This is a genomic window from Bacillus mycoides (assembly GCF_000832605.1).
GTDB lineage: Bacteria > Bacillota > Bacilli > Bacillales > Bacillaceae_G > Bacillus_A > Bacillus_A mycoides.
The window spans coordinates 3,191,278-3,213,050 of sequence record NZ_CP009692.1 but is presented as its reverse complement, the minus strand read 5'-3'; the positions used below and the strand labels follow the sequence as shown (position 1 = coordinate 3,213,050).

General features: G+C 31.7%; 23 protein-coding genes and 2 pseudogenes. 7 read left to right on the top strand and 18 right to left on the bottom strand.

Annotation, left to right across the window (positions count from 1 at the left end; translation table 11 throughout):
• The first annotated feature begins 16 nt into the window (after positions 1-16).
• Both BG05_RS31600 and BG05_RS18520 read left to right on the top strand, forming a co-directional pair.
• Positions 17-424: a DnaJ family domain-containing protein gene (locus tag BG05_RS31600; protein WP_003189604.1), complete on the top strand. Its 408-nt coding sequence runs from the start codon at positions 17-19 to the stop codon at positions 422-424.
• Between the two features lie 78 nt (positions 425-502).
• Positions 503-1,318, top strand: a complete 816-nt coding sequence (locus BG05_RS18520) for a YwqG family protein (RefSeq protein WP_003189602.1) — start codon at positions 503-505, stop codon at positions 1,316-1,318.
• A 711-nt stretch (positions 1,319-2,029) separates the two neighbouring features.
• On the opposite strand, the gene BG05_RS18515 is transcribed toward BG05_RS18520, so the two are convergent.
• Positions 2,030-2,425, bottom strand: a complete 396-nt coding sequence (locus tag BG05_RS18515) for a RidA family protein (RefSeq protein WP_002127604.1) — start codon at positions 2,423-2,425, stop codon at positions 2,030-2,032.
• A gap of 140 nt (positions 2,426-2,565) precedes the next feature.
• Positions 2,566-3,524, bottom strand: a pseudogene (locus BG05_RS31595) (hypothetical protein).
• Between the two features lie 629 nt (positions 3,525-4,153).
• Here BG05_RS31595 and BG05_RS18505 point away from each other — a divergent pair.
• Positions 4,154-5,116 (top strand): MBL fold metallo-hydrolase, encoded by a 963-nt coding sequence (locus tag BG05_RS18505; protein ID WP_002127606.1) that lies wholly within the window; start codon positions 4,154-4,156, stop codon positions 5,114-5,116.
• Positions 5,117-5,174: 58 nt separating this feature from the next.
• Here the strand turns inward: BG05_RS18505 and BG05_RS18500 are convergent, their stop codons facing one another.
• The 14 genes and pseudogenes from BG05_RS18500 to BG05_RS18435 all read right to left on the bottom strand — a co-directional run bounded on the left by BG05_RS18500 (position 5,175) and on the right by BG05_RS18435 (position 15,878).
• Positions 5,175-5,420 carry a hypothetical protein gene (locus tag BG05_RS18500; RefSeq protein ID WP_003189595.1) on the bottom strand — a complete coding sequence of 82 codons (246 nt, stop codon included), beginning with the start codon at positions 5,418-5,420 and terminating at the stop codon, positions 5,175-5,177.
• 142 nt (positions 5,421-5,562) lie between these two features.
• Positions 5,563-6,078 carry an NUDIX hydrolase gene (locus tag BG05_RS18495; RefSeq protein WP_003189593.1) on the bottom strand — a complete coding sequence of 172 codons (516 nt, stop codon included), beginning with the start codon at positions 6,076-6,078 and terminating at the stop codon, positions 5,563-5,565.
• Between the two features lie 22 nt (positions 6,079-6,100).
• Positions 6,101-7,231 carry a DNA polymerase III subunit beta gene (gene dnaN, locus BG05_RS18490; protein ID WP_002127610.1) on the bottom strand — a complete coding sequence of 377 codons (1,131 nt, stop codon included), beginning with the start codon at positions 7,229-7,231 and terminating at the stop codon, positions 6,101-6,103.
• Positions 7,232-7,261: 30 nt separating this feature from the next.
• Positions 7,262-7,705, bottom strand: coding sequence for an NUDIX hydrolase (locus BG05_RS18485; protein WP_002085308.1), 444 nt, complete (start codon positions 7,703-7,705; stop codon positions 7,262-7,264).
• Positions 7,706-7,889: 184 nt separating this feature from the next.
• Positions 7,890-8,306, bottom strand: coding sequence for a GNAT family N-acetyltransferase (locus tag BG05_RS18480; protein ID WP_003189589.1), 417 nt, complete (start codon positions 8,304-8,306; stop codon positions 7,890-7,892).
• Positions 8,307-8,486: 180 nt separating this feature from the next.
• Positions 8,487-9,695, bottom strand: coding sequence for an L-lactate MFS transporter (locus BG05_RS18475; RefSeq protein ID WP_002168289.1), 1,209 nt, complete (start codon positions 9,693-9,695; stop codon positions 8,487-8,489).
• A 278-nt stretch (positions 9,696-9,973) separates the two neighbouring features.
• Complete coding sequence (locus tag BG05_RS31125) at positions 9,974-10,117, bottom strand: hypothetical protein (protein ID WP_002013225.1); 144 nt, start codon at positions 10,115-10,117, stop codon at positions 9,974-9,976.
• Positions 10,118-10,148: 31 nt separating this feature from the next.
• Complete coding sequence (locus tag BG05_RS18465; protein WP_002127614.1) at positions 10,149-11,177, bottom strand: serine hydrolase domain-containing protein; 1,029 nt, start codon at positions 11,175-11,177, stop codon at positions 10,149-10,151.
• A gap of 113 nt (positions 11,178-11,290) precedes the next feature.
• Complete coding sequence (locus BG05_RS18460) at positions 11,291-11,566, bottom strand: heterocycloanthracin/sonorensin family bacteriocin (RefSeq protein WP_001001869.1); 276 nt, start codon at positions 11,564-11,566, stop codon at positions 11,291-11,293.
• A gap of 199 nt (positions 11,567-11,765) precedes the next feature.
• Positions 11,766-12,211 (bottom strand): annotated as a pseudogene (locus BG05_RS30660) (NUDIX domain-containing protein).
• A 372-nt stretch (positions 12,212-12,583) separates the two neighbouring features.
• Complete coding sequence (locus tag BG05_RS18450) at positions 12,584-13,153, bottom strand: DUF4256 domain-containing protein (protein ID WP_000665071.1); 570 nt, start codon at positions 13,151-13,153, stop codon at positions 12,584-12,586.
• A gap of 183 nt (positions 13,154-13,336) precedes the next feature.
• Positions 13,337-13,801 (bottom strand): GNAT family N-acetyltransferase, encoded by a 465-nt coding sequence (locus BG05_RS18445; RefSeq protein WP_002168287.1) that lies wholly within the window; start codon positions 13,799-13,801, stop codon positions 13,337-13,339.
• A gap of 77 nt (positions 13,802-13,878) precedes the next feature.
• The gene (locus BG05_RS18440; RefSeq protein WP_002127616.1) at positions 13,879-14,802 is read right to left on the bottom strand and encodes a nucleoside hydrolase; all 924 of its coding nucleotides are present in this window, start codon (positions 14,800-14,802) and stop codon (positions 13,879-13,881) included.
• Between the two features lie 164 nt (positions 14,803-14,966).
• Positions 14,967-15,878: a DMT family transporter gene (locus BG05_RS18435; RefSeq protein WP_002185732.1), complete on the bottom strand. Its 912-nt coding sequence runs from the start codon at positions 15,876-15,878 to the stop codon at positions 14,967-14,969.
• Positions 15,879-16,030: 152 nt separating this feature from the next.
• On the opposite strand from BG05_RS18435, the gene pdxR reads away from it, so the two are divergent.
• From pdxR to BG05_RS18420, 3 genes are all read left to right on the top strand, one after another.
• The gene (pdxR, locus tag BG05_RS18430; protein WP_033734010.1) at positions 16,031-17,464 is read left to right on the top strand and encodes a MocR-like pyridoxine biosynthesis transcription factor PdxR; all 1,434 of its coding nucleotides are present in this window, start codon (positions 16,031-16,033) and stop codon (positions 17,462-17,464) included.
• 207 nt (positions 17,465-17,671) lie between these two features.
• Positions 17,672-18,139: a hypothetical protein gene (locus BG05_RS18425; protein WP_016120287.1), complete on the top strand. Its 468-nt coding sequence runs from the start codon at positions 17,672-17,674 to the stop codon at positions 18,137-18,139.
• 144 nt (positions 18,140-18,283) lie between these two features.
• The gene (locus tag BG05_RS18420) at positions 18,284-18,697 is read left to right on the top strand and encodes a magnetosome magnetite crystal formation protein family (protein WP_002141962.1); all 414 of its coding nucleotides are present in this window, start codon (positions 18,284-18,286) and stop codon (positions 18,695-18,697) included.
• 133 nt (positions 18,698-18,830) lie between these two features.
• Here the strand turns inward: BG05_RS18420 and BG05_RS18415 are convergent, their stop codons facing one another.
• Positions 18,831-19,706 (bottom strand): glycerophosphodiester phosphodiesterase, encoded by an 876-nt coding sequence (locus BG05_RS18415; RefSeq protein WP_003189570.1) that lies wholly within the window; start codon positions 19,704-19,706, stop codon positions 18,831-18,833.
• A gap of 46 nt (positions 19,707-19,752) precedes the next feature.
• Positions 19,753-20,553, bottom strand: a complete 801-nt coding sequence (locus tag BG05_RS18410) for a GNAT family N-acetyltransferase (RefSeq protein ID WP_002127623.1) — start codon at positions 20,551-20,553, stop codon at positions 19,753-19,755.
• Between the two features lie 505 nt (positions 20,554-21,058).
• Here BG05_RS18410 and BG05_RS18405 point away from each other — a divergent pair.
• Positions 21,059-21,757 (top strand): hypothetical protein, encoded by a 699-nt coding sequence (locus tag BG05_RS18405; protein WP_002168283.1) that lies wholly within the window; start codon positions 21,059-21,061, stop codon positions 21,755-21,757.
• The last annotated feature ends 16 nt before the right edge of the window (positions 21,758-21,773 follow it).

Here is a 21,773-nt window from a genome sequence, read left to right as displayed (position 1 = left end):
AAAGGAGAGAGAATCTATGAATCAAGATGAGCTAGATAAAAAACTTAAAAAACAAGAAATTTTAGTTAAAGATGAAAAAGTTTGGTCGTTCACGTATGAGGATCATATTAGCTCTATCGTTAAACAGGCAGAAAAGACAGGAGCGTTTAATGATTTACCTGGGAAAGGGAAACCTCTTAATCTTGATAAAAATCTTTCGTATAATCCTGACAAGCAACTTTATAGAACTTTGAAAAATAATCATGTTTTGCCTAGGTGGATTGAACTTTCAAAGGAAATAGATCATCTAAAAGAAAATTTAAAAGAACTAACGGATAATGTAGAAGCAGCTATGTTAATTACAACTATTAATAAAAAGGTCTCAGAACATAATTTACTTTGTCCGCCAAGTGCGCAAAAAATGAGGGTTAAAACGGATATTTAACGATTTTCAATGAAGTTATCTGTTGCTATATAATTAAGTAGGGCATTTTCAATTCATTATTAAGGGGAGGCAAATGTAATGAAGAATACGTATCAACTTCAAATTCCGAAAGAACTAGAGCAGTATCGTAGTATTTTAGAAGAAAGTGTGAAACCTTATATTAAAGCGTCTGGAATATTAGCAGAGACAACGCTTTTTGAGAGTAAATTTGGTGGTTATCCGTATTTACCTATAGATCAAGAGCATCCTAAAGATTCAAATGGACAACCTATGATGTTACTTGCGCAGCTAAACTTTGAAGAAATGCCGCATGTTGAATATATGCCTCAAAAGGGTATGCTACAGTTTTTCGTAAGTGCTGAAGATGAGCTTTACGGAGCAGATTTTGATCATCCAACAATCCAAAAAGACTTTCGAATTATTTATCATTCTACAATTATAGAAGATTTAAATAAGGTTATTACTGATTTTAGTTATTTAAACACTTCAGAATTAGAGGACTTTATCATACCTGAAGCAGCCAAATTAAAGTTTGAATTGGGTTATCAGCCCGTAACATCAAGGGATTATCGATTTGAAAAGATGTTTAGTGAGGAAATTGATTGGGAAGAAATTGTTGATGAAGAAAATAATACAGAATTAGGCGAACTGTATGATGATTTATGTAAAGATCAAGGGCATAAAATTGGTGGTTATCCATTTTTCACACAGACAGATCCAAGGGAATGGGAAGAAAAATACCAGCAACATGATATATTATTGCTGCAAATCGATACAGATGATTCATTAAATATTATGTGGGGAGATTCTGGTGTTGCTAATTTCTTTATAAAGAAAGACGATTTATTAAATCTAGATTTTTCCAATGTTATTTACAATTGGGATTGTTACTAAAAATAGATAAATGGATTACTAGCTAGCAAAAGAAATCTTCCTGAAGGTGAGGAGGATTTTTTTACGTTAAAAATAAACGTTATGTTAACTAGAATGAAGAATACAATGAAAGTCAAGCGTAAATAAAAGAAATAACAACAAAAATATAAAATAATAAAACATATGCAATTAGCAATAAATCTATAAAGCAAAACATAAAATGAAATTTATCATTTGTATAGAAAAATTTATTTCGCATAAAAAAAATTCCGTGCTAATCAAAATTATTTTTGATTCGTTAAACGATAATTAATCGATTAAGATTTGCTGTGATTAATTTATAGCAAAATAAACGATAAAAACTGTAGAAATTCATTTAGATAAGATTTTATGTGAATCTCATTAAAAATCCCCGTTCCGTCTCATTAAGTATAGTTTACTTGGTTTTTGATACAGATAAACACTTACTCTATATAACTTCGTATAATATATATTATGTAAACTAGTAAAAAGTAATAAACCTATTATATATTAGTTATGGTTGTTAGCCTCCCCTTTTTAATTTGGTTCATAATGTGTTGTAGATTGTGTGGTTATTTGTTTTTTAAGTTATTTATGTTGTGTTATTGATAAGAATGTTTCCGTGTATAATTTATATTTTAGTTAATAAAAAACGCAATTCGTTTAAAGTGAACGAATTGCGTTGATATGATTAAGAATAAGTTTTTAAAATTAGTTTGCTACAGCAATTGCTTCGATTTCAATTAATAAGTTATCGTTAATTAACTTTCTAACTTCTACAGCTGAACTTGCTGGTGGATTCTTAGTATCAATGTATTGATCTCGAACACCTCTAACAATGGCCATTTGAGAAATATCTGTTAAGAAAAATGTTAATTTTACTACATCATTAAAATTTAATTCTGAAGCTTCTAATGCTACTTTAATATTTTCAAATACTTGGCGCGTTTGTGTACCTAAATCTCCATGCCCAACTATATGACCATCAACATTAATCGCTACTTGTCCTGATATGTAAATTGTCCGTGTAGCGTTACTAACCTCAACAATATGTGAGTATCCAAAAGTTGCTGGCATAGTTTCCGGGTTGATAAATTTCTTTTGCAAGGTGCATCTCCCCTATTTATATCGTATTTTCTTCATGTTTGATTTTAGATGAATATCTATTTTACAAATGATTTTTCACATATCCTTCTGCTACATATGTGGAGTTATAATACGCTGCTTATATTTATAAGATTAGGTATTTAATAGATTATATATGTTTGATTTTCTTGAGTGCTGATACTAATTATGCCTTGTTTTATTAATTCTTCAGTTATTTTTGTATAGAAAAAGTGATACCACCAAATAAAAAATTCTTCGTAAGTTATTTCTTTTGCGTATCTGCTGCTTGCAAAGTATTCTTTTAAAGGTTTCTTATTTTCTTTACATAATAAGATCAAATCTTTACTGATTGTGTTCGCGATTTCGTTAAGTATAGATAAAACTTTAGCTTTAAACACTGGGATAATTCATTGCGAATTTTTATATAAGCCTAATTTTTCGTATAATACATTTGAATTTAAGTCTACTTGTCTATCTACTGCTACAAAATTTTTAACTAATTGTTTTTTGTATAATTAATATCAGTAATAGCATCGTGAAAATATTCTTCAAACGTTTCTTAATTCGCAGTTATTAAATTCAAAGTTGTATATCGAGTGTTTCCATAAAGACCAATTTGATATTCCCCTAAATCCAAATACGTATTACCATACATTTCAAAGGACTCTTTGTCTGTTTGTTCTTGTTCTATAATCGCATAATAATATCTTTTATTGTTTCTCAAAGGCCGTTCTGTTTCTAAATAGTTTTCCTCAATGTTAATTATTTGTCCAAAATCTAATAACACACCACTATATAGTAAAAGACTATACGATTCTTTAGGTAAATGATTAAATGTCTCGATTCTTTTAGACATAGCATCAATTTGATTAGAATGCTTTTCAATTATGTTAAGTGCAGTTTTAATTAGAGGCTCACATAGGTTATACAGTTTTTCTCCTTCATTAGCTGTTATAACCATACATGTTGGATAGTAACTCCCTTCTGTCTCATTCAATAAACCTCCTAGTTCTAATGCGTGCATTTGTTTTTCGAATTCCTCGTTAGTCCAATTTAGCTTCGTTTTTATAGTATTTGATTCTATGCCCAGATGGAGCATTACAAATAAATATTGAAGGTTTGTTCCGCTTATTTTTAAAGTTGGATAATTGTCAACTTATGAAATCATTTTTGTCTCATAAGTTGTTTTAAGTATTTTCTCCGGAGTATAATTAGCAAGCATTTTAAAATACCTTCTTTTTTAGTAATTTAATTGTAAAACCTATGTATTTACTATGTTCTATAAATAAAAATTAGTATCCTTTAATGATTTCAAATAAAAAACCTTAGTATAGCTATGTTGATACCTATACTAAGGTTATCTAGAATTCTATATTTAATTATTGATATTTAATAGTTTACATTTAGACTTCTTTTTTCTTTCTTCTAGCATTTATAGACTCTCCTTCCTGTGGATAATTAGTTACCTATCTGCTTCTATAACATATAAAGAAACATACGGTCTTTGTTGTTTATAAGAAAGAATGTACTTAAACAAAACAATTCACAAATACATAATATTAGTTTTAGCTGCTGCTAAATGAATTCTATTTTTTATATATAAATAATAAATTTGAAGAATTTATGAAATGTACTGCATTTAAGATGAAAGGTAAAATGATTTCGTTTAAACTACAATTAGCTACAATAACAACATACGTATATTGTTAAACGTAAAAAGGAGAACTAATGAAAAAGAAATATATGAATCAAATTCCGACTGATGTAAGTTTTAATCCGAAAGATATTATCGGTTTAATGACTGATTACTTTAAAATGAAAACAAAGCTACGTCCTGTAAAGAATTTACCTATTGTTTTATCGAATAAAAATAATGAATCTTTAGAGAGTGTGACATGGTTTGGGCACTCTGCTTCTCTTTTGAAAATAGAAGGTAAAAAATTGTTATTAGACCCTATGTTTGGAGATGCCTCTTCCCCATTTCCTGTGTTTAATAGTAAGCGGTATAGTGGTGCTTTTTCTTTAGAACATGATGAACTTCAAGAAATTGATGCGATTATCATTTCTCATAATCACTATGATCATTTAAATTACAAAAGTATTATGCGGTTAAAAGATTATGCGAAGCATTTTTATGTCCCGATTGGAGTTGCGCGTTATCTTATTAAATGGGGTGTTTCACCTAATAAAATTAGTGAACATAATTGGTGGGATGAAATTACGTTTGATAATATTAAGTTAGTTTGCGCTCCTGCAAGGCATTTCTCTGGACGAAGTATGACAGATAAAGATCGTTCTTTATGGTGTTCATGGCTTATTCTTGGTCAAGAAACTAAAGTCTTCTTTAGCGGTGATAGCGGTTATGCGCCTCACTTTAAGGAAATTGGTGAGAAATATGGTCCATTCGATCTTACTTTAATGGAATGCGGGCAGTACGATACGAGATGGTCTGCTATTCATATGTTGCCAGAAGAAACAGTACAAGCTCATATTGACGTTAAAGGAGAATTGCTTGTTCCTATTCATTGGGGTGCTTTTACGTTAGCATTACATGAATGGAGTGATCCAATTGAACGTGTTACGAAAGAAGCAAATCGTTTAGGGGTTAATATTGCAACGCCACAAATCGGTGAAGCTATTACGTTACAATCTAAAGATTATCCTACGGCTGCTTGGTGGCGAGAAGTGTAAGTATAATAAAAAGCGAACCAATTTAATATTGATGGTTCGCTTTTTATTCATTTATGACTCATCTATTAAAATTCTTTGTTTTATCTACTGGAATTGCATTTTTCATCTTTTCTGTTGTCCAATATCCTGTAGGGTCTTCCATATCGTTTGAATCTTGAATAGCTGATGGGATATTGGGAGCTTTTTTCACTTGAGTAAGGGTATATTTTTCGCTAGAGGCTGCCAATGCTAAGTAAATAATTAAAGGTATTATAATAGTAATACTAGTTATATATATCCAAAATAATTGATTTCCTTTTTTCATGAGCTCCTCCTTCTATTACATACTAATCTCCCCTAATTACTACTTTACTATATTTGCTTTCCTGCTATTTAAAATACTCTCCCTCACGTTAAATTTTATCTTTAGTTTCACTTCGACTACATTAGCTATTTTCTGTTACTGCTTACACTAATTTATGTATTGAATCTATTGGGCTGGTCTGCTTAGCTAATTCTTTATTCTTATACTCTACTAATTTATGATTTGATAAAACGCAAGAGTGCTCTAATATTAATTCATTATAAAGTACTTCAGTTAAAAATTTAGGTATCATCTCTCCTACGCCGTAATTATAGTCACTTAGAATCCAAGATACCTCTTTCCAATCTAGAATTCCTTCTGAGACTTTTTTTGGAGTGTGATATGTAAATTCATTAAGTAGCTTTACTAAATAGACATACATGCCACCAGAATATGAGGAATCCTCCCATTTAATAATGCCTTTAAATTGAATTTGATTTTGTTCAACATCTATATTTGTTTCTTCTTTTATTTCACGAATTGCATTTTCTAACGGTGTTTCTCCTTTTTCTATCTTCCCTCCTACACCATTCCATAATCCTTTTACAGGATCATATTCTCTATTTAGCATAAGTATTTCTTCATTTCTTTTTATAAAACATAAAGTGTGCTTGTACATAATTTAATTCCTTCCTTTGTTCTCAATAAGTTCTAACAGGCGATATTAAATATACTGCTGCAGATTGTTCACCTGCTTCAATTAATATCGGTCTCATGGAACCGCCAAAACTTAAAGTAACTCTATCTTCTTTTATTGCTTTTAAAGTATCGACCATATATCGTCCGTCGAAAGATATATTTAATTGCTTTTCACCGTGAATCGCATCTATTTGTTGTGTCTCGGATATTTTACCAATTTGAGAAGCGTTGGAAGAAATTTGTATTGTGCATTCGTCGATGATTTCTAAGTTAACGTTGTTGTTTGCCCATTCACTAGCCAATAAACTTGACCGATCTACACCTTGTAAAATCTTTTTTCTATCTATATTAATAATCGTTTGGGATTCATTTGGAATTAGGCCGGATATATTAGGATATTTCCCTTCAATAAGCCTTGAATACAACGTAATTGTACCGAATTTAAAAATAATGTGACTCTCTGAAAGATATATGTATACTAAATTTGAATTACTGCTCATTAATTTTAGTAGTTCACTAATAGTGGAACTTGGTACAATGCAATTTAATTTCGCATGTGAAGAAATGGGTATTTCACGTAAAGCCAGTCTGTGCGAATCAGTAGCAGCACAAATTAATTTGTTATGATCAATAACGAAATGTACGCCAGTAAGAACTGGTCTAGATTCATTTTTAGCAGTTGCAAAGACAGTTTGTTTGAATACCTCAATCAGCTGTTCCGTTTCTACTTGTATTTCTGTATGTGAGTCTAAAAATGGTACATTAGGAAATTCATTTGCCGAGAGTCCATTTAAGTTTAAAGTAATTTCATCTGATTGAATTGTAATCAACTGCTCATTCATACTTTTTATTAAAATCTCACTTGGCATTTTCTTAATAATTTCAATGAAATACTTTGCTGGTACAACAATACTTCCTGCTTTTAAAATAGTTGTAATTTGTTCGTCTTCAATTGAAATAGGTATAAATTTTTCAATGAAAATATTCGAATTACTTGCGATTAAAGTAATTCCAGATTGATCTGCTGTTATCTTTATTCCGGATAATATAGGAATTAAAGTTTTTGTTGAGATAGCTTTACTTACTTCTGAAAGAGCTTGTGTAAATTGTTTGTGATTAACGATAAACTCCATTTTTCCCCCACCTTAAATGAAATACTATCTTTATGAAGATTGATGAATAATAGTTCCATTAAAAATATAAGGAACTGTTTCTTTCTTTTGTAAAAGGCTTTTTAAGTGTTCTGGTATACGTAAATAAGGTTCTGCTGAATCTAATTCCATCCAGGTAATCTCCTCAATCTCTTTTGGCCGTGATATACAGATTTCCCCTCCGGTTATTTCTCCTAAAAAATTAAAGAAGATTGCATGATGTCCTCTCTCCTCAAAAAAGGCTTCACTAATGGAACAAACCCCTTTTACGGATATGTCTAGCCCTGTTTCTTCTTTCACTTCACGAATTGCTGCCTCTTCTAACGTTTCCCCGAATTTAACTGCTCCACCTGGTAAAGTGTAATAAGAACCATTTTCCCCTTTGTTTTTAACCATTAATAGCTTTTCATGAGTTTCATCATATAGAAGTGCGTATGTAACATTTACTTTTTTCATATGTAACCCCCTTGAATGGTGAAAATTTTCTGTCTTTATTTTATTCTATCATTAAATTGTTTTGATTCATAAAAAGTAATTTGAGTAAATAACTAATACGAAACGATATCGTGTTCATAGACACACAAAAGAAAAGAGCATATTTTGAAAAAGATTAATCATAATACACTCTTTAATGATTCATTTATAACCTTTTTTCTAAATAGTAATGATTATGCCCTTTAGGATAATCTTCACTTACCCCTATCACTTTATATCCATGCTTCTTATAAAAATTAGGGGCTTGGAAACTAAAAGTATCTAATTGGATTAGCCTACATTCTTTTTTTATTGCAAATTCTTCAATAAGATTCATTAAATTGCTTCCATAACCTTCATGCCTGTATTCTTCAGAAACCCATAGGAAGTCAACATATACATGGTGCCAAAATGTGATTGCCGTTATCCCTCCTACTATTTCTTCTTTTTCATTCTTCACTATAAAACTAATCTTTTCTGAAGGTGTTTTTTCTTCATTTGAAAGTTGTTTTTGGTTATATTCAATTACTTTTTCTCTTATGTAATCACTATCTTCTTGTACCCATTGCTTTACTATTTGCATTTTAACTATCACGCCCCTTTACATTATTTATTCAATTTAATAATCGGAATTTCCTATCTTCTTTAATGTTAGATTATGAAATAAGTACAGGGAAAAAATTAGATTTTTTGAATGTCATTCATTGTTTATACATTTTTTTGTAAAGCAAAAGAGCCCTAGTATAAGGACTCTTTCTTAGCATTAAGCTATTTTTCGATTTAACGATTTGATTTCCTTCTTCTTTTCTGCATTTGGAGGGCGGATTACTATAGAGATAACGAAAGATATAACACATAGAACACCGATTGTAATGAAGGTTGGCTGAAATCCGCCAAGTAGTGCTCCAATGAATGATCCTGCAAGTGCACCAAATCCGAAACCTTGGTAAACAATCCCGTAGTTTGTACTATGATTTTTTAATCCGAAGAAGTCTCCCACAATTGCTGGGAAGATAGTGATGTTACCACCAAAGCAAAAGGCAACACTTGCTACACAAGCAAAATAAATTCCGTAATTTAGTGGAATAAAACTTAAAGTGAAGACGGATAATCCAATAATAATAAATGTAGCCGAGACGATTTTTAATCGACCTATTTTATCTGATAACGTTCCAAGAATAATTCTACCTATTGTATTAAAGATTGCAATCATTGCGACGGCATTAGCGGCCGTCGCTGCACTAAGACCAACGAGCTGCACCCCGATGTCTTTTACCATACCGATTAAATACAGTCCGCCCATACATGATGTGAATAACATGAAAAATAAGAGATATACTTGTTTTGTTTTCATCATTTCACGCGGCGTATAATCATTGTGTAATGTTTCAGTTACAGTGTTACTTACAATTGCTTCACGTAAGAAGAATGATCCTATCAACACTAATAGTAAGACGATAATACCCCAATATAAAAATGCTTGTGATACTCCAAGACTGTTGATAAGATTTCCGTTTATATATCTAAAGATTAAGCTTCCCATTCCATATGCCGAAACAGATATACCAGAAATAAGTCCTTTACGGTTTGGAAACCATTTAATTAAATTAGATAGTGATGTAATATATGCTGTTCCATCAGCGTATCCAACGACAACACCGGCTAATAAATAAAGTAATGGTAATGAGGAAACTTGTGAACTAAGTATTAAACCGAGTCCTAAAACAATTCCTGCAGTAGCGATAAGTTTACGAAGTCCAAATTTTTGTTGTAGCTTTCCTGCAAATAGAGTTGAGAATGATAAAGAAAAACTCGTAATTGAGAACGTGATCGCGACTGAATTGAGGTTCCATCCAAACTTACTTACAAGGGGTTGATTAAATAAACTCCATGTGTAAATTGTTCCTAGGCCAATTTGAACAATGATTGTACCTAGAACAATTAGCAATGGATTTATAGATGTTTGTTTCATGCTAACTGTCCCCTTCTTTTATCATGACATGAATTTTCACAGTTAGTATACCCATGATAAATTGCAAGATACTGTACGGAAAATGGAAATTGAGTTAGCTTACACAAAAAGACACTTCATCAAGAAGTGCCTTTTTGTAGGTTATATACAGCATTTAAAGAAAGCTTTGTTAAGATAAGACATTTTCGAATGCTTATGTATATATGTTATCAAATAATTTGCTGAAAGTGATGAGACTTAAGACGTATTTTTCTTTCATAAATAAGTCGGAGAGAAAATTAATATTCAATTTCCTCAAAGTCTTTCGGCTGCGGTACAGTTTGCATATTAGCTGCATCTTTCGGATCGCTATAAATCGCGTTTTGTTCTGTGTTTACATCCTTTATATTTTGCTTTTTATTTTTATTCACTTCATTTTTCATTAAAGTTCACTCCTTTTTATTATAGGAGTAGTTATACCCTAACCATAGTATTTTTACTGCTACTAAATGTATCAGCGACTAAATTGCTAAATTCACGTAAATAATATAAATAATTATCCCCACCATAGTTGTATCTTTTATTGTACATTTTAGCAACGACGACATTATATTCTGGAATGACTAATATTGTTGGTCCTGTAATTCCTAATATTTGATAGGAACCTTTAGGAACTCGCTCACCAAGTTCGCTAAATAAAGCAGGTTCATTTTGAACGAACCAAAACAACCCGTTTTGAGGTAGTTCTTTATTTGTATACTCTGGACTTTGTAAGCTCGTAGCAAGTGCTATAACTTCTTTTGGCACAATTTGTTTACCATTTAAAAACCCTTTATTTAAATGAAGGTTACCCCAAAATGCAAATTCTCTCGCAGAGACAAAAAGATTTTTCTCGGAGCCGTCATCTACTGCACCAACACTACTTATTGCATCTTCATCTGGGTTTACAACAACCTTAACTAAATTATCATCTTGTTTTATTCTCCATCCAGTTTTTTTGAAATCAGCAGGTGTGAATACACGCTCCTTTAATAGTTCAGGAAAACTCTTATTATACAGTTGATAAATAAGCTGCGTCACCATTCTTACATTAATATCTCTGTACGCCCAAGCTTGTCCCGGCTCAAATTCACGAAAAGCTGTCCCATCATCGGTTTCATTTAAACCGTGTGAATGAGTTACTAAATGTCTTATCGTTGTCTTTCCAAGTAATGAAGGATCATATTCTTTAAAATAATTTACAGCCTCGTCATCAAGAGATTTTATTTTCCCCTCATAAACTGCATAAGCTACCATTAATCCTAAATAGCTTTTTCTTGCGGAAGCGACATTGAATTGTGAAGATATAGTTACTTTTTTACTAGTAGGAGTATTTGAATGCGTTCCACTATAATGCTCTAGTACAATCTTATTATCTTTAATAATACAAAGTGCTGCCGCAGAACTTTGATTGGTCTCTTTAATGCTTTCTACCCATGAAATTAATTTTTCATATTTGTACAAATAAATATCCCCCTAAAACATATAAAAATAACAGCATGAAAGAAAAGTTTCAATACATTATAACTTTGCATCTGCACTTTTCTTTCATGTGAAATATTATAGATCTATAATACTTAAATAAACCACCAGTTCCAGCAATTAGAACAGCTGAAACAACCAACACAGCCTACACAACCTACGCAACCGCCACAACGTCCGCCGCCACAACCACCACAGCGACCACCACAACCGCCACAACGTCCGCCGCCACCGCATCCGCCACAACGACGTGCATCGTCTTGAATGTAGTAATATGGATATTGATTTTGTTGCTGATCCCAATACACAACATTACCAGGTTGATAAGCATTAAGGTTTAACGCTTGTAGTTCTTGTTGAAACTCATTCATTATGAAACCCTCCATTTACAAATGTAAATTCCGTCCAAATTTTCGAGTTTATTTACTTTTAAAAATAAAGTAGAAATAAGGCTATAGACTAAATGCGTACATCAACAAAATATGACTTTACACTAGGTGATGTACCTTGTTTATGAGCCTATTTTCTTTATATTCTTTTAGTGGACGGAATTAATATAAATAGAGACAATTAAAAATTACTAATCCAGCAAGTTAATAGTTCATCACTTAATTTTTTTCTAGTAATTCTTTTACTGAAGGTGTCGGCATTATTGTATAGGAATTTATATTTTCTTTATTAAAATCAATCCAGTGAAATGCTAAATGGGACTCTTTAGATATTGGAGTGAAATCGGATTTTAACTCATTTGAATCTATTTCAAAAATGTGGTTAATTTCATGGTGGAGGGTTTCTTTGGCTTGCCATTGATTTTCTATGACGCCTAAAAATTGTTTTATACTGTAAGTTACTCCAAGTTCTTATCGTAACTCTCTTATTAGTGCATTCTCTGCTGATTCCCCAATTTCAACATGACCACCGGGTAAAAAATAGTGATGGCCTATGTATTCAGCAACTAGTAATTTTTCATCTTTTATCATGATAGCTCGTACAATATGATGGAATTTACTTTTCATTTTGTATTCCTCCTAATCATTCACTTTATACTTGCTCGAAAATTTTCATTTAAAAGCGGGATAATATAAATCATAGGTGTTTCATATGGGTGAATTTCATTGATAATTGCAAGAGTACCTTTTACAAGTTCTCGTTTATACGTTAATTAAAACTAATAATTTTGATAAATGATTCTAAAAAAGAGTATGTTTATGAAGAAAATTATCAAAACATACTCTTAATATTTTTAGTTGATTCATTCTTTTACAATAAGGTTTGATTAGCCCTATTCTTTGCGGCCTCAAAATCGAAGCCGTAGCTAAAGTATGCAATCACTACTATTCCCTAAGCAAATCTATTCTCTACTTCAAATTTACCTGCCTGTACAAATTTTAGACTCTTAACGAACCACGAAAACCTCTTGCGGCATAGTAGGATTCTGCTCCATTGTGATACACAAAGACATGTCCAAAGCGATAATCGCAAAAAAGGGCACCGCCAAGTTCTCTAATATCAGAAGGTGTTTGCACCCAACTCGACGTCTTCATATCGAAATTTTCAAGATTATGTAATGTACGATATTCTTCTTCCGTTAATAGTTCAATACCCATGGCAGTTGCCATATCAATAGCGTTATTTTCTGGTTTATGTTTCTTTCTTGATTCTAGCGCTTCAAGATCGTAACAAACACTTCTACGACCTTTAGGACTTTCTGCTGAACAATCATAAAAAATATATTCGCCTTTTTCTTTACCAAAATCAACAACATCAGGTTCGCCACCAGTTCGTTCCATTTCGTTGAGCGACCACAACTTTTCAGTATTAGCATCCAGCCTTTCTTGAACATTAGCCCATTCTAAACCTTTATGACGGTTCATATTATTCTCAAAACGATCTTTCAATGTTTGTAGTAATTCTTCACGTTGCTCTAGTGACAACTCTTTTTTATTGCTTTCTTTCATATTAGTTCCTCCATTGATGTTTTTATTAATGATAGTTTAAGTATATATAAATACTGTTTTATAATAAAATGTTTAAATAATTGCGTGAATTGAGTTTGCGATAATTTATATGAATTAGTACAACCAATTCTCCGCAATATGACCCTTTAACGGAACAACTTATTGTTTCAAAACAGTACATCTTTATTTCAACAACAATAAGCGATATACTTCCTCACCGTCATATACATTTCCTAATGGTTTAAAATCATAACATTCATATAGTTTCTTTGCAGAAATATTATCTTTATGGACAGTTAATCTAATTTCCTCACACTCTTTAAAGTTATTTTTTATTAAGTTAATGATTTCCTGTAATGCTGCTTTTCCATATCCTTTTCCTTGCTCTTTTTCATCAATGATAAATCCGTTAATCCAATACATATCTGTTGACTCTCGTACAAAAGCATGCATAATAAAACCAACTATAAGGTCACCATCATATATAGCGAATGGAATATATTCGACATTTTCACCATCTGGTTTTATGTATACTTTAGCAAGTGATACTGCCACTGCGGGAACAAGATGGATTTGATTTTCTTTAACTCGTAACTTTAATGCGTCTTCCCAATTTTCTCTCGTAACAATTTTTAATTGAACGTTCACTATTTTAAGCTCCTTTAAAAAGAGAATTTATCTTTTATATTCAACGGAGTGAAATGATTCCCTTTTTCGACATCAACTTATAACATGATTTTCATAAAATCCTGAATAAATTTTTCCTCATCTAATTGTAACGCTATACGCGCCCCTTCAGATTTAGAGTGTGGGCGAAAATCAGCAAAAGTTTGTCCCTTCGTTTCGCCACATATATCCACAGTCACTTTTCGGGATGTATAATTTAAAAATGTAGGATTCACTAAACCGCTTATAGCAAGTACATCGTGTAATAATGGCCCTTCAATAGATGGATTGAGTTTTTGGTATGCTGATAAATAATAATCGTACATGGGTTTCATAATCGACTTAAATGGATTTTGTGTATTAACTAAAATGTAAGTAAATACACTTGGGGTTAAAACCGTTTTATTTGTTACATTTAAAGGGAATAACGTTATATTTTTCGCTTGCTGAAATACAATTTGACTTGCTATAGGATCTCCGTACACGTTTGCCTCTGCTAATGGAGTAACATTCCCTGCTTCTAAAAAGACACCACCCATAAAATAAATTCCTTTTATATTTAACATCAATTCGTTCCATAAATTAAAAGCAATCGCTAACGAGGTAGATCTTCCTACATCGACAATTGTTAAATCTTCTCCATACTTTACAAGAATCGCAGCAATACTACCGAAATTGTATATAGGAATAGATAACACACTTTCCGGTACATGGATGGGCCCTAATCCTTCTGGTCCATGGATTTCAGGGTAATACGTTGTAATTTCATTTGTAAGTGGGCCTGTTGCACCGCTAATTACAGGAATATCTTGTCTGTTTGCTAACTGTAAAATATATGCGGCATTATGAGCGGCATGTATATGTTCAACATTTCCATATCCAGTTACGATACCAACAATTTCAATTTCAGGATGCAGTAAGCCATACATAATTGCAAACGAATCATCAATACCTGGGTCTCCAAAAAATAAAACCTTCTCCAAGAAATGCACTCCTTTCATAGGTAAGATAATTATGTATATGTGGAAAAAAATTAAATCTATACAGTTCTAAGCAAATATTAATGGTGAGTAATGTATTGATAAAAAAGAACTAGCATTATGCTAGTTCTTTTGCAGATAAAATTGCAAATACTCGTAGGGATGTCTTACCATACCTTTTCACTCTCAATTTGCTTATAATCATCTTTATTAAATGTTAAATGAGCAATCACAACTCCAAGTATAGTAATTCCCCCTCCAATTATCGAAACAAAGGTTGGCACCTCACCTAACCATATCCAAGCGATAATACATGCAGTTACTGGTGTTAAATATAGAGAACTTGTTGCCTCAGAAGCACTGGCATGGGATGTAATATATGCTAATGCAATATACGGCAGTACTGTCGGGAACACACCTAAATATATAACACTCAAAGTAATTTCTATAGGAGCTGTTACGATTTCTTGATAAATCCCTGGCAAAAAAATAAGCATAAATACAGTACCAGACCAAATTGTATATATTGTAAATGGCAAGAAACCGTACTTTTTTAAGTATGGCCTTTGAAAAACGAAAAATAGACTTTCTGAAATTGCCGCCAATAATATTAGTAATCCCCCACTATTCAATTGAATGGAATCTCCTTGACTTAACGATAAAAAAGCAATTCCTACAAAACTAATTACACCACCGATCCAACCATTTAATTTCATTCTTTCATTCAAAAAAACAGAAGCAAGAATTGCCGTTAATATAGGTGTTACTGATACAATTAAACTAGCAGGTCCAGCATTCACACTCTTTTCACCGTAGTTCAGTGCAATATGATAAATTGTAAATCCAAGAGCACCAAATATAAAAATTACTGGAATATCTTTTAAATCAGGTAAACGTAACTTGTATATAAGTGAAAACAGAAAAAGAATCAAAGAAGCGATTAATAATCGTAGCAAAGTAAGGTGTTCAGGGGTGTAAGCTTCAAGCCCCATCCGAATTCCTGGAAAAGCTGTTCCCCATATAAGAATCGTAAAAGCGTGAGCACATACAATACGAAAATCCCATTTTTTATTATGCATATATTCTCTCCCTCTCCAATAAACCAGCCATTTTCTAATTACCAATTATTTCTTTTCATCATATTTAATAGTTGATACAATGTCTTCAACCAGTTAATCCTCGAAAAAACCAACCACTTTGCATTTTTAAAATGAATGAGGGAGTTTTTAATATGTCTACTGATAAAAAACTGCCTAAATATCGGCAGATAATAGACTATATGAAAGAAAAAATTGAATACGGAGAATGGCCGATTGGAAGTAAGGTTCCTAGCCAGCGGCAGTTAGCGAAATTATTTCATGTAAATCGTAGTACTGTAATAATTGCACTAGAAGAACTTATGGCAGATGGCTTAATTCAAGGGAAAATCGGGTCAGGAACAATTGTAACGAATAATACATGGTCATTATTAGCCACCAATCCCCCGCCCGATTGGAGTGAATATGTAAAGGCTGGTATTCATAAACCAAGCAAGTTAATGGTACGAGAAATAAATGAAGCAGAAGCAAATAAAAAATTGATTCATCTTAGTAAAGGAGAACTTGCACCTCATCTTTTCCCGTTAGAAACTATGCAATTCATTATGCGTAACGTATGTGAGGAACTAGATTATTTCGGATATGAAGAACAAAAAGGATATCTCCCTTTACGTGAAGCAATAAGTAATTATGTAAAATCATTTGGAATAAATACATCACCAAGCTCTATATTAATAGTCTCTGGTGCATTACAGGCATTACAATTAATATCAATCGGTCTTTTACATAGAGAGTCAACTGTTTTACTTGAACGACCTTCTTACTTATATTCTCTTCACGTATTTCAATCGGCTAATATTCACCTTTCTGGAATACAGATGGATCAACATGGAATTATCCCTAATGATTTGTTAAGAAGAATTAATTATAGTCAAAAGAAAAAAATTTTATATTCGATTCCTTGTTTTCAAAATCCGACGGGTGTATTAATGTCCAAGAATCGACGAAAAGAAATACTAAGAATATGCGAAAAAGAACAATTGCCTATCATTGAAGATGATATTTACCGTGAGTTATGGATGGATGAACTACCGCCCCCTCCTTTAAAGTCGATGGATAAATATGGACATGTTTTATATATCGGTAGTCTATCTAAAACACTTAGCCCAGGACTTAGGATTGGTTGGATTATCGGACCAGAGCCTGTTATTGAGAGATTATCAGACATAAAAATGCAAACTGACTATGGGTCAAGTTCTTTATCTCAAAGAGTTGCTGCAGAATGGTTGAGTAGAGGTTTTTATGAGGAGCACGTAGCCAATGTAAGGATTCATCTAAAAGAACGAAGACAAATAATGATACAAGCATTAAATATGTACTGTGCTGACATTACTACATGGGATATTCCTAGAGGTGGATTTTTTATATGGCTAAGGGTAGTGCCTAACATTTCGATGAAAAAACTATTTTCAGAAGCATTATCGAAGGGCATTCTTTTAAATCCAGGACGTATTTATGAAGAAGAATCAGATCAATATATACGTTTATCGTATGGATATGCTTCCCCTGAAGAAATCAATCGAGGAATTTATATATTAAGTGAATTGATCCGTGGGTTGATGGAATAACAAAAATCCTCTTTAATGTAAAGAGGATTTTTGTTATATCTTATTTACCACAATCGCATTTCGTTTCCTAATAAAATGAGTTCTTCATAAGAATCACCGTCAATCTTTAGCGGATACCCTTATTTCAATATATTAAGTCGAACTAACAATATTATTCAACTTTTCTCCTATACTGCAATACTATAAGAATAAAAAGGAGAAATTAATATGAGCATTTTCAATATCCTTTTGACCATTCACATATTATTTGGAACCATATGTTTAATTACGGGAATTGTAGCGATGCTTGCTCAAAAAAAGAAAGGGAAACATACAGAATGGGGAGAAATATATCATGCATCTTACGTTGTAATAACTCTTACTGCAATTATATTGTCCATTATAAACTGGGATAAAATCGCATATTTATTTTATGTAGCAATTTTCTCTTATTCATTTGCGATTTATGGCTATCTTGCAGGAAAAAAGCGTTGGAAAAATTGGGTTCATCACCATATTAGAGGTATGTTAGGCTCCTATATCGGTGCCGTAACCGCACTTTTAGTAAACGTCGGAATTCATATTCCAATTATTAATTTACTGCCGCCTATATGGTTTTGGTTTTTACCTACCTTAATTGGCATTCCTCTCGTAGCCAGTGTATCAAAAAAATATAAAAAACAGAGGGAAAATTAGTTGCATTTTGATTACTTTCTGAGTAATCTTATGAAAAATTATGCTCAATACAGAGAATAGTATGATTATTTAGATTTCATGTTTCCTATGATATAATGGGTTATATTGTTTTTTACCATCTAAATTAAATATAGGAGGATTTTAATGATACTATCACAAGATAAAAACATTAAACTAGTGATACATGCAATTACTTTATTATCTTTCTTGGCCTTTTTCCTCTTTGGTAATACACTTTTCTTTATACCGCTCATACTTTATTTCGTTTTCAAATCACAAAGTATAAAAGAGATGAATCTAGAATCAGCCCTTTTCCAATTTGGAGTATGGCTCGCTGTATTTCTTTGGAACTTCGTAGTAATCCGTACGATCATGCTTTCCTTATTACACATTGACTTGAGTACAAATTCCTTATTTGTTATTTTTGGAACAATTCCACTATATATAATACTTTTAGCCGCCGTAATTTTAGGACCACTTAAAGGGATTTTATATGAATTACAAAATAAAGAATTTCATTATCCTATTGTTTCACGATGGGTGCATAGAACTAAATAAAAAGAATCCAATATTTTTATTGGATTCTTTTTGTTTTCTCTTTTGCATAGTTATTTAAACTTCGGCTCAATGTATTCAATTATGTTGCCATCAGGAAAACAGCCGTACATCATTTCCTATCGGGTAATTCTATTTATTTATGATTTTTCAAATCCAATATTGAATGTAAACGATCCGGATAATTAGTAAACATGCCGTCTACACCCCATACTAGTAACTTTTTCATATCTTTTTCATTATCTACTGTAAATGGATGAACTTCTAATCCATAATTCTTTATTTTTTTTACGTAGGTTGCATCAATATATTTGTAATTCATACCAAGACCTATGCAGTATGTTTTATACTTTTCTATTTCTGATTCTGTTAATTGAACTGCTTTTTTATGTGATAATAATTGTACTAGCGGTATATTGGCATTTAAATTATGAATCTTTCGCAGACTTTCTTCACTAAATGATTGAATAATAACTTTATCATTTATTTGGTAATGATTAATAATTTCTAATAGTTTTTCTTCCATTCCAGGATATTTATCTGGCGATTTTGTTTCGATATAATAGTTAGCATTATGTCCAAACGTTTCAATAATTTCTTCTATTGTTGGAACTGTAGCATCTTCAAATTCTTTCTTTGCTAAATTAGAATGCTTTTTATTGAAAAAAGATCCTGCATTTAGTTTCTTTATTTCTTCTAATGTATGCTCTTTTACTAAGCCCGCACCGTTTGTTGTACGGTTTAATGTTTCATCATGCATAGCTATTAAATGTCCATCTTTTGTCATTTGGAGATCTATTTCTATATAGTCACCTTTTAATTGTTGTCCTAATGTATAAGCAACTATTGTATGTTCTGGTGCATATGCAGAAGCACCTCTATGCGCAATGTTTTTTATATGATTTGATTGATTAGTAGCTTTTATATAATTATGTTCATTTACTTGTTGAAAAACAAAGATGCTTATTACTATGAAGAAACAAATGATTGTAATTATAGTTGTTTTTTTCATAACGGTATGTTAACTCCTATATTTAAAACAATTTGACTTGGATGATTTACTCAAATAAATGCCGATTTTCAAAAACAGTCATTTGTCCTACAACTTGAAAGCCGGATTTTTTATAAATATTTATTCCATCAGGTGAAGCTTGTAATACGCAATACGTATTTTTTAGTTGTTCAGCTTCTTGCAGCAAGAAATTAAACATAGTAGAGCCGAATCCTTGTCCTCTCATTTCTTCTTTAGTCGCTATATCATAAATACCGACACTATCTTTCGTACATACTAAAGAGCCAACAGATACTACCTCACCTTTATAAAGACCTAAGTATAGTTTCATGTTATCGCTATTCCATAAACTTAAAGAAGAAATTTGATTATAGTATGCTTGTACATTTTTACCTTCCTCTGATGTACCAAATAGATTAGCTAACGTTTCTCCAAACTTTTTGATTTGTCCTGAAGAAGATGCTTTTTGTATCGTAAAACCTACTGGCATGTTTATTCTTGGATGAATTGTTTTTAATTCTGCTACCATCGCGATATTCTTTTCAGCTTCTTTTAAACCAAGTTTGATTAATTCGCTTTTTATAGTCTGTTCTTGCTTATCATCCCAAAACCAAACACTCATTGGAAATTTCTTTTGATTATAGTATTCTACCTCCTTATATAATTTCTCGATTCCTTCCGTTACATTACTATTTAGTAGTGTGATAATATTAAATGTATCTGCAGGTAATCCGCAGTCGACAGTAATGTAATCCTTCGTTTCTTTTACATCCATTCCATTTACCTGCCGCGCAATATATGAGGTTTTATATGTAAAATTGTCTATTAGTAACTGTTTATAATTCATTCATTTTGCTCCTTTCATAAAAATTCGTATTCGAATCCTTCAGTATTAAATATATCATATAAGAAATGTACCTATTTCTATAAAAATATCTCTATAAATCACTCTTTGCGCCCTAAAAGAATTAAAAATGATATAACGTTGTCGGAATGAAAAAAGTGGTATATAATAAATATTAACATTACTAGTAATTATTTTAGGTATTCCTAGAATAAAGGAGCGATACATATGAAAATTACTATTTATTTCGGAAGTCATGAAGATCAAGATGTTCGTACTATGGACTGTCATTTAGATGTAGAAGATACAGAAGAGATTGTATCTGTATCTTAATATAAATAATGGGATGAAACCTCTTCCCTGCAACGTTTAAGGCACCTTTTATAGGTGTCTTTTTTATTGTTTTTTCGTCAAAAACCCTTTACTTTAGTGCGTTTTAATAGTAAAATATAAATATACGAACAAACGTTCTTTTAATTTATTTGTACATGAAGGGATGATTTCAACAATGACTCAAGCAAAGCGCAGAGGAAGAAAAAAGCAAACACCTATTATTTCAAATACAGGCTTTATCGGCTCTGTCTTTATTGATACATTGGAGTTACAAAAGAAATCCTATTATTTCGCTCGTAAAAAACTTCAAATTGTTCATCACGTACTAGATGGTCTATCTGGGGCAACGAGTGCATTATTTAAAGAACATAATATATCCGCACACATGTCATGTGTGTATTTACATAAACAAAAGAAAATCGGCTTTGTTCTTTCAACAAAACCGTTTGAACAAAGTGATGGCGTTGCTTACTTTATAAATTATTTAATCGAAAAGAATTTTTACGGTAACGAAGAAGTAGAATATCAAGAAGTATTTAATACAGGTTTTATTGGTGTAGTATTCGCGGATTTATCTAGTATAGATCGCTTTAATTTTGAGTTTGAAATGGGTATGTTAACGAAGTTAATGAAAGATATGATCATTCCTGTTAAAGAGCTCTTTTTACGCCACAATGTACCGGCTTACATCTCCACTTCTCATTTAGAGGAGCAAAATAAATTAGGTTTCGTTCTATCTGTAAAGCCATATGATGAACGTGCAGAAGCAGATTTATACTTTGAAACATATTTAAAAGAGCGCGGGTTATTTATTGGTGAAGAAGAAGATGATATTGATAAGATTGTCATTAGAAAGACAGCTGAATTACGATAGAAAAGCACAGGATGAT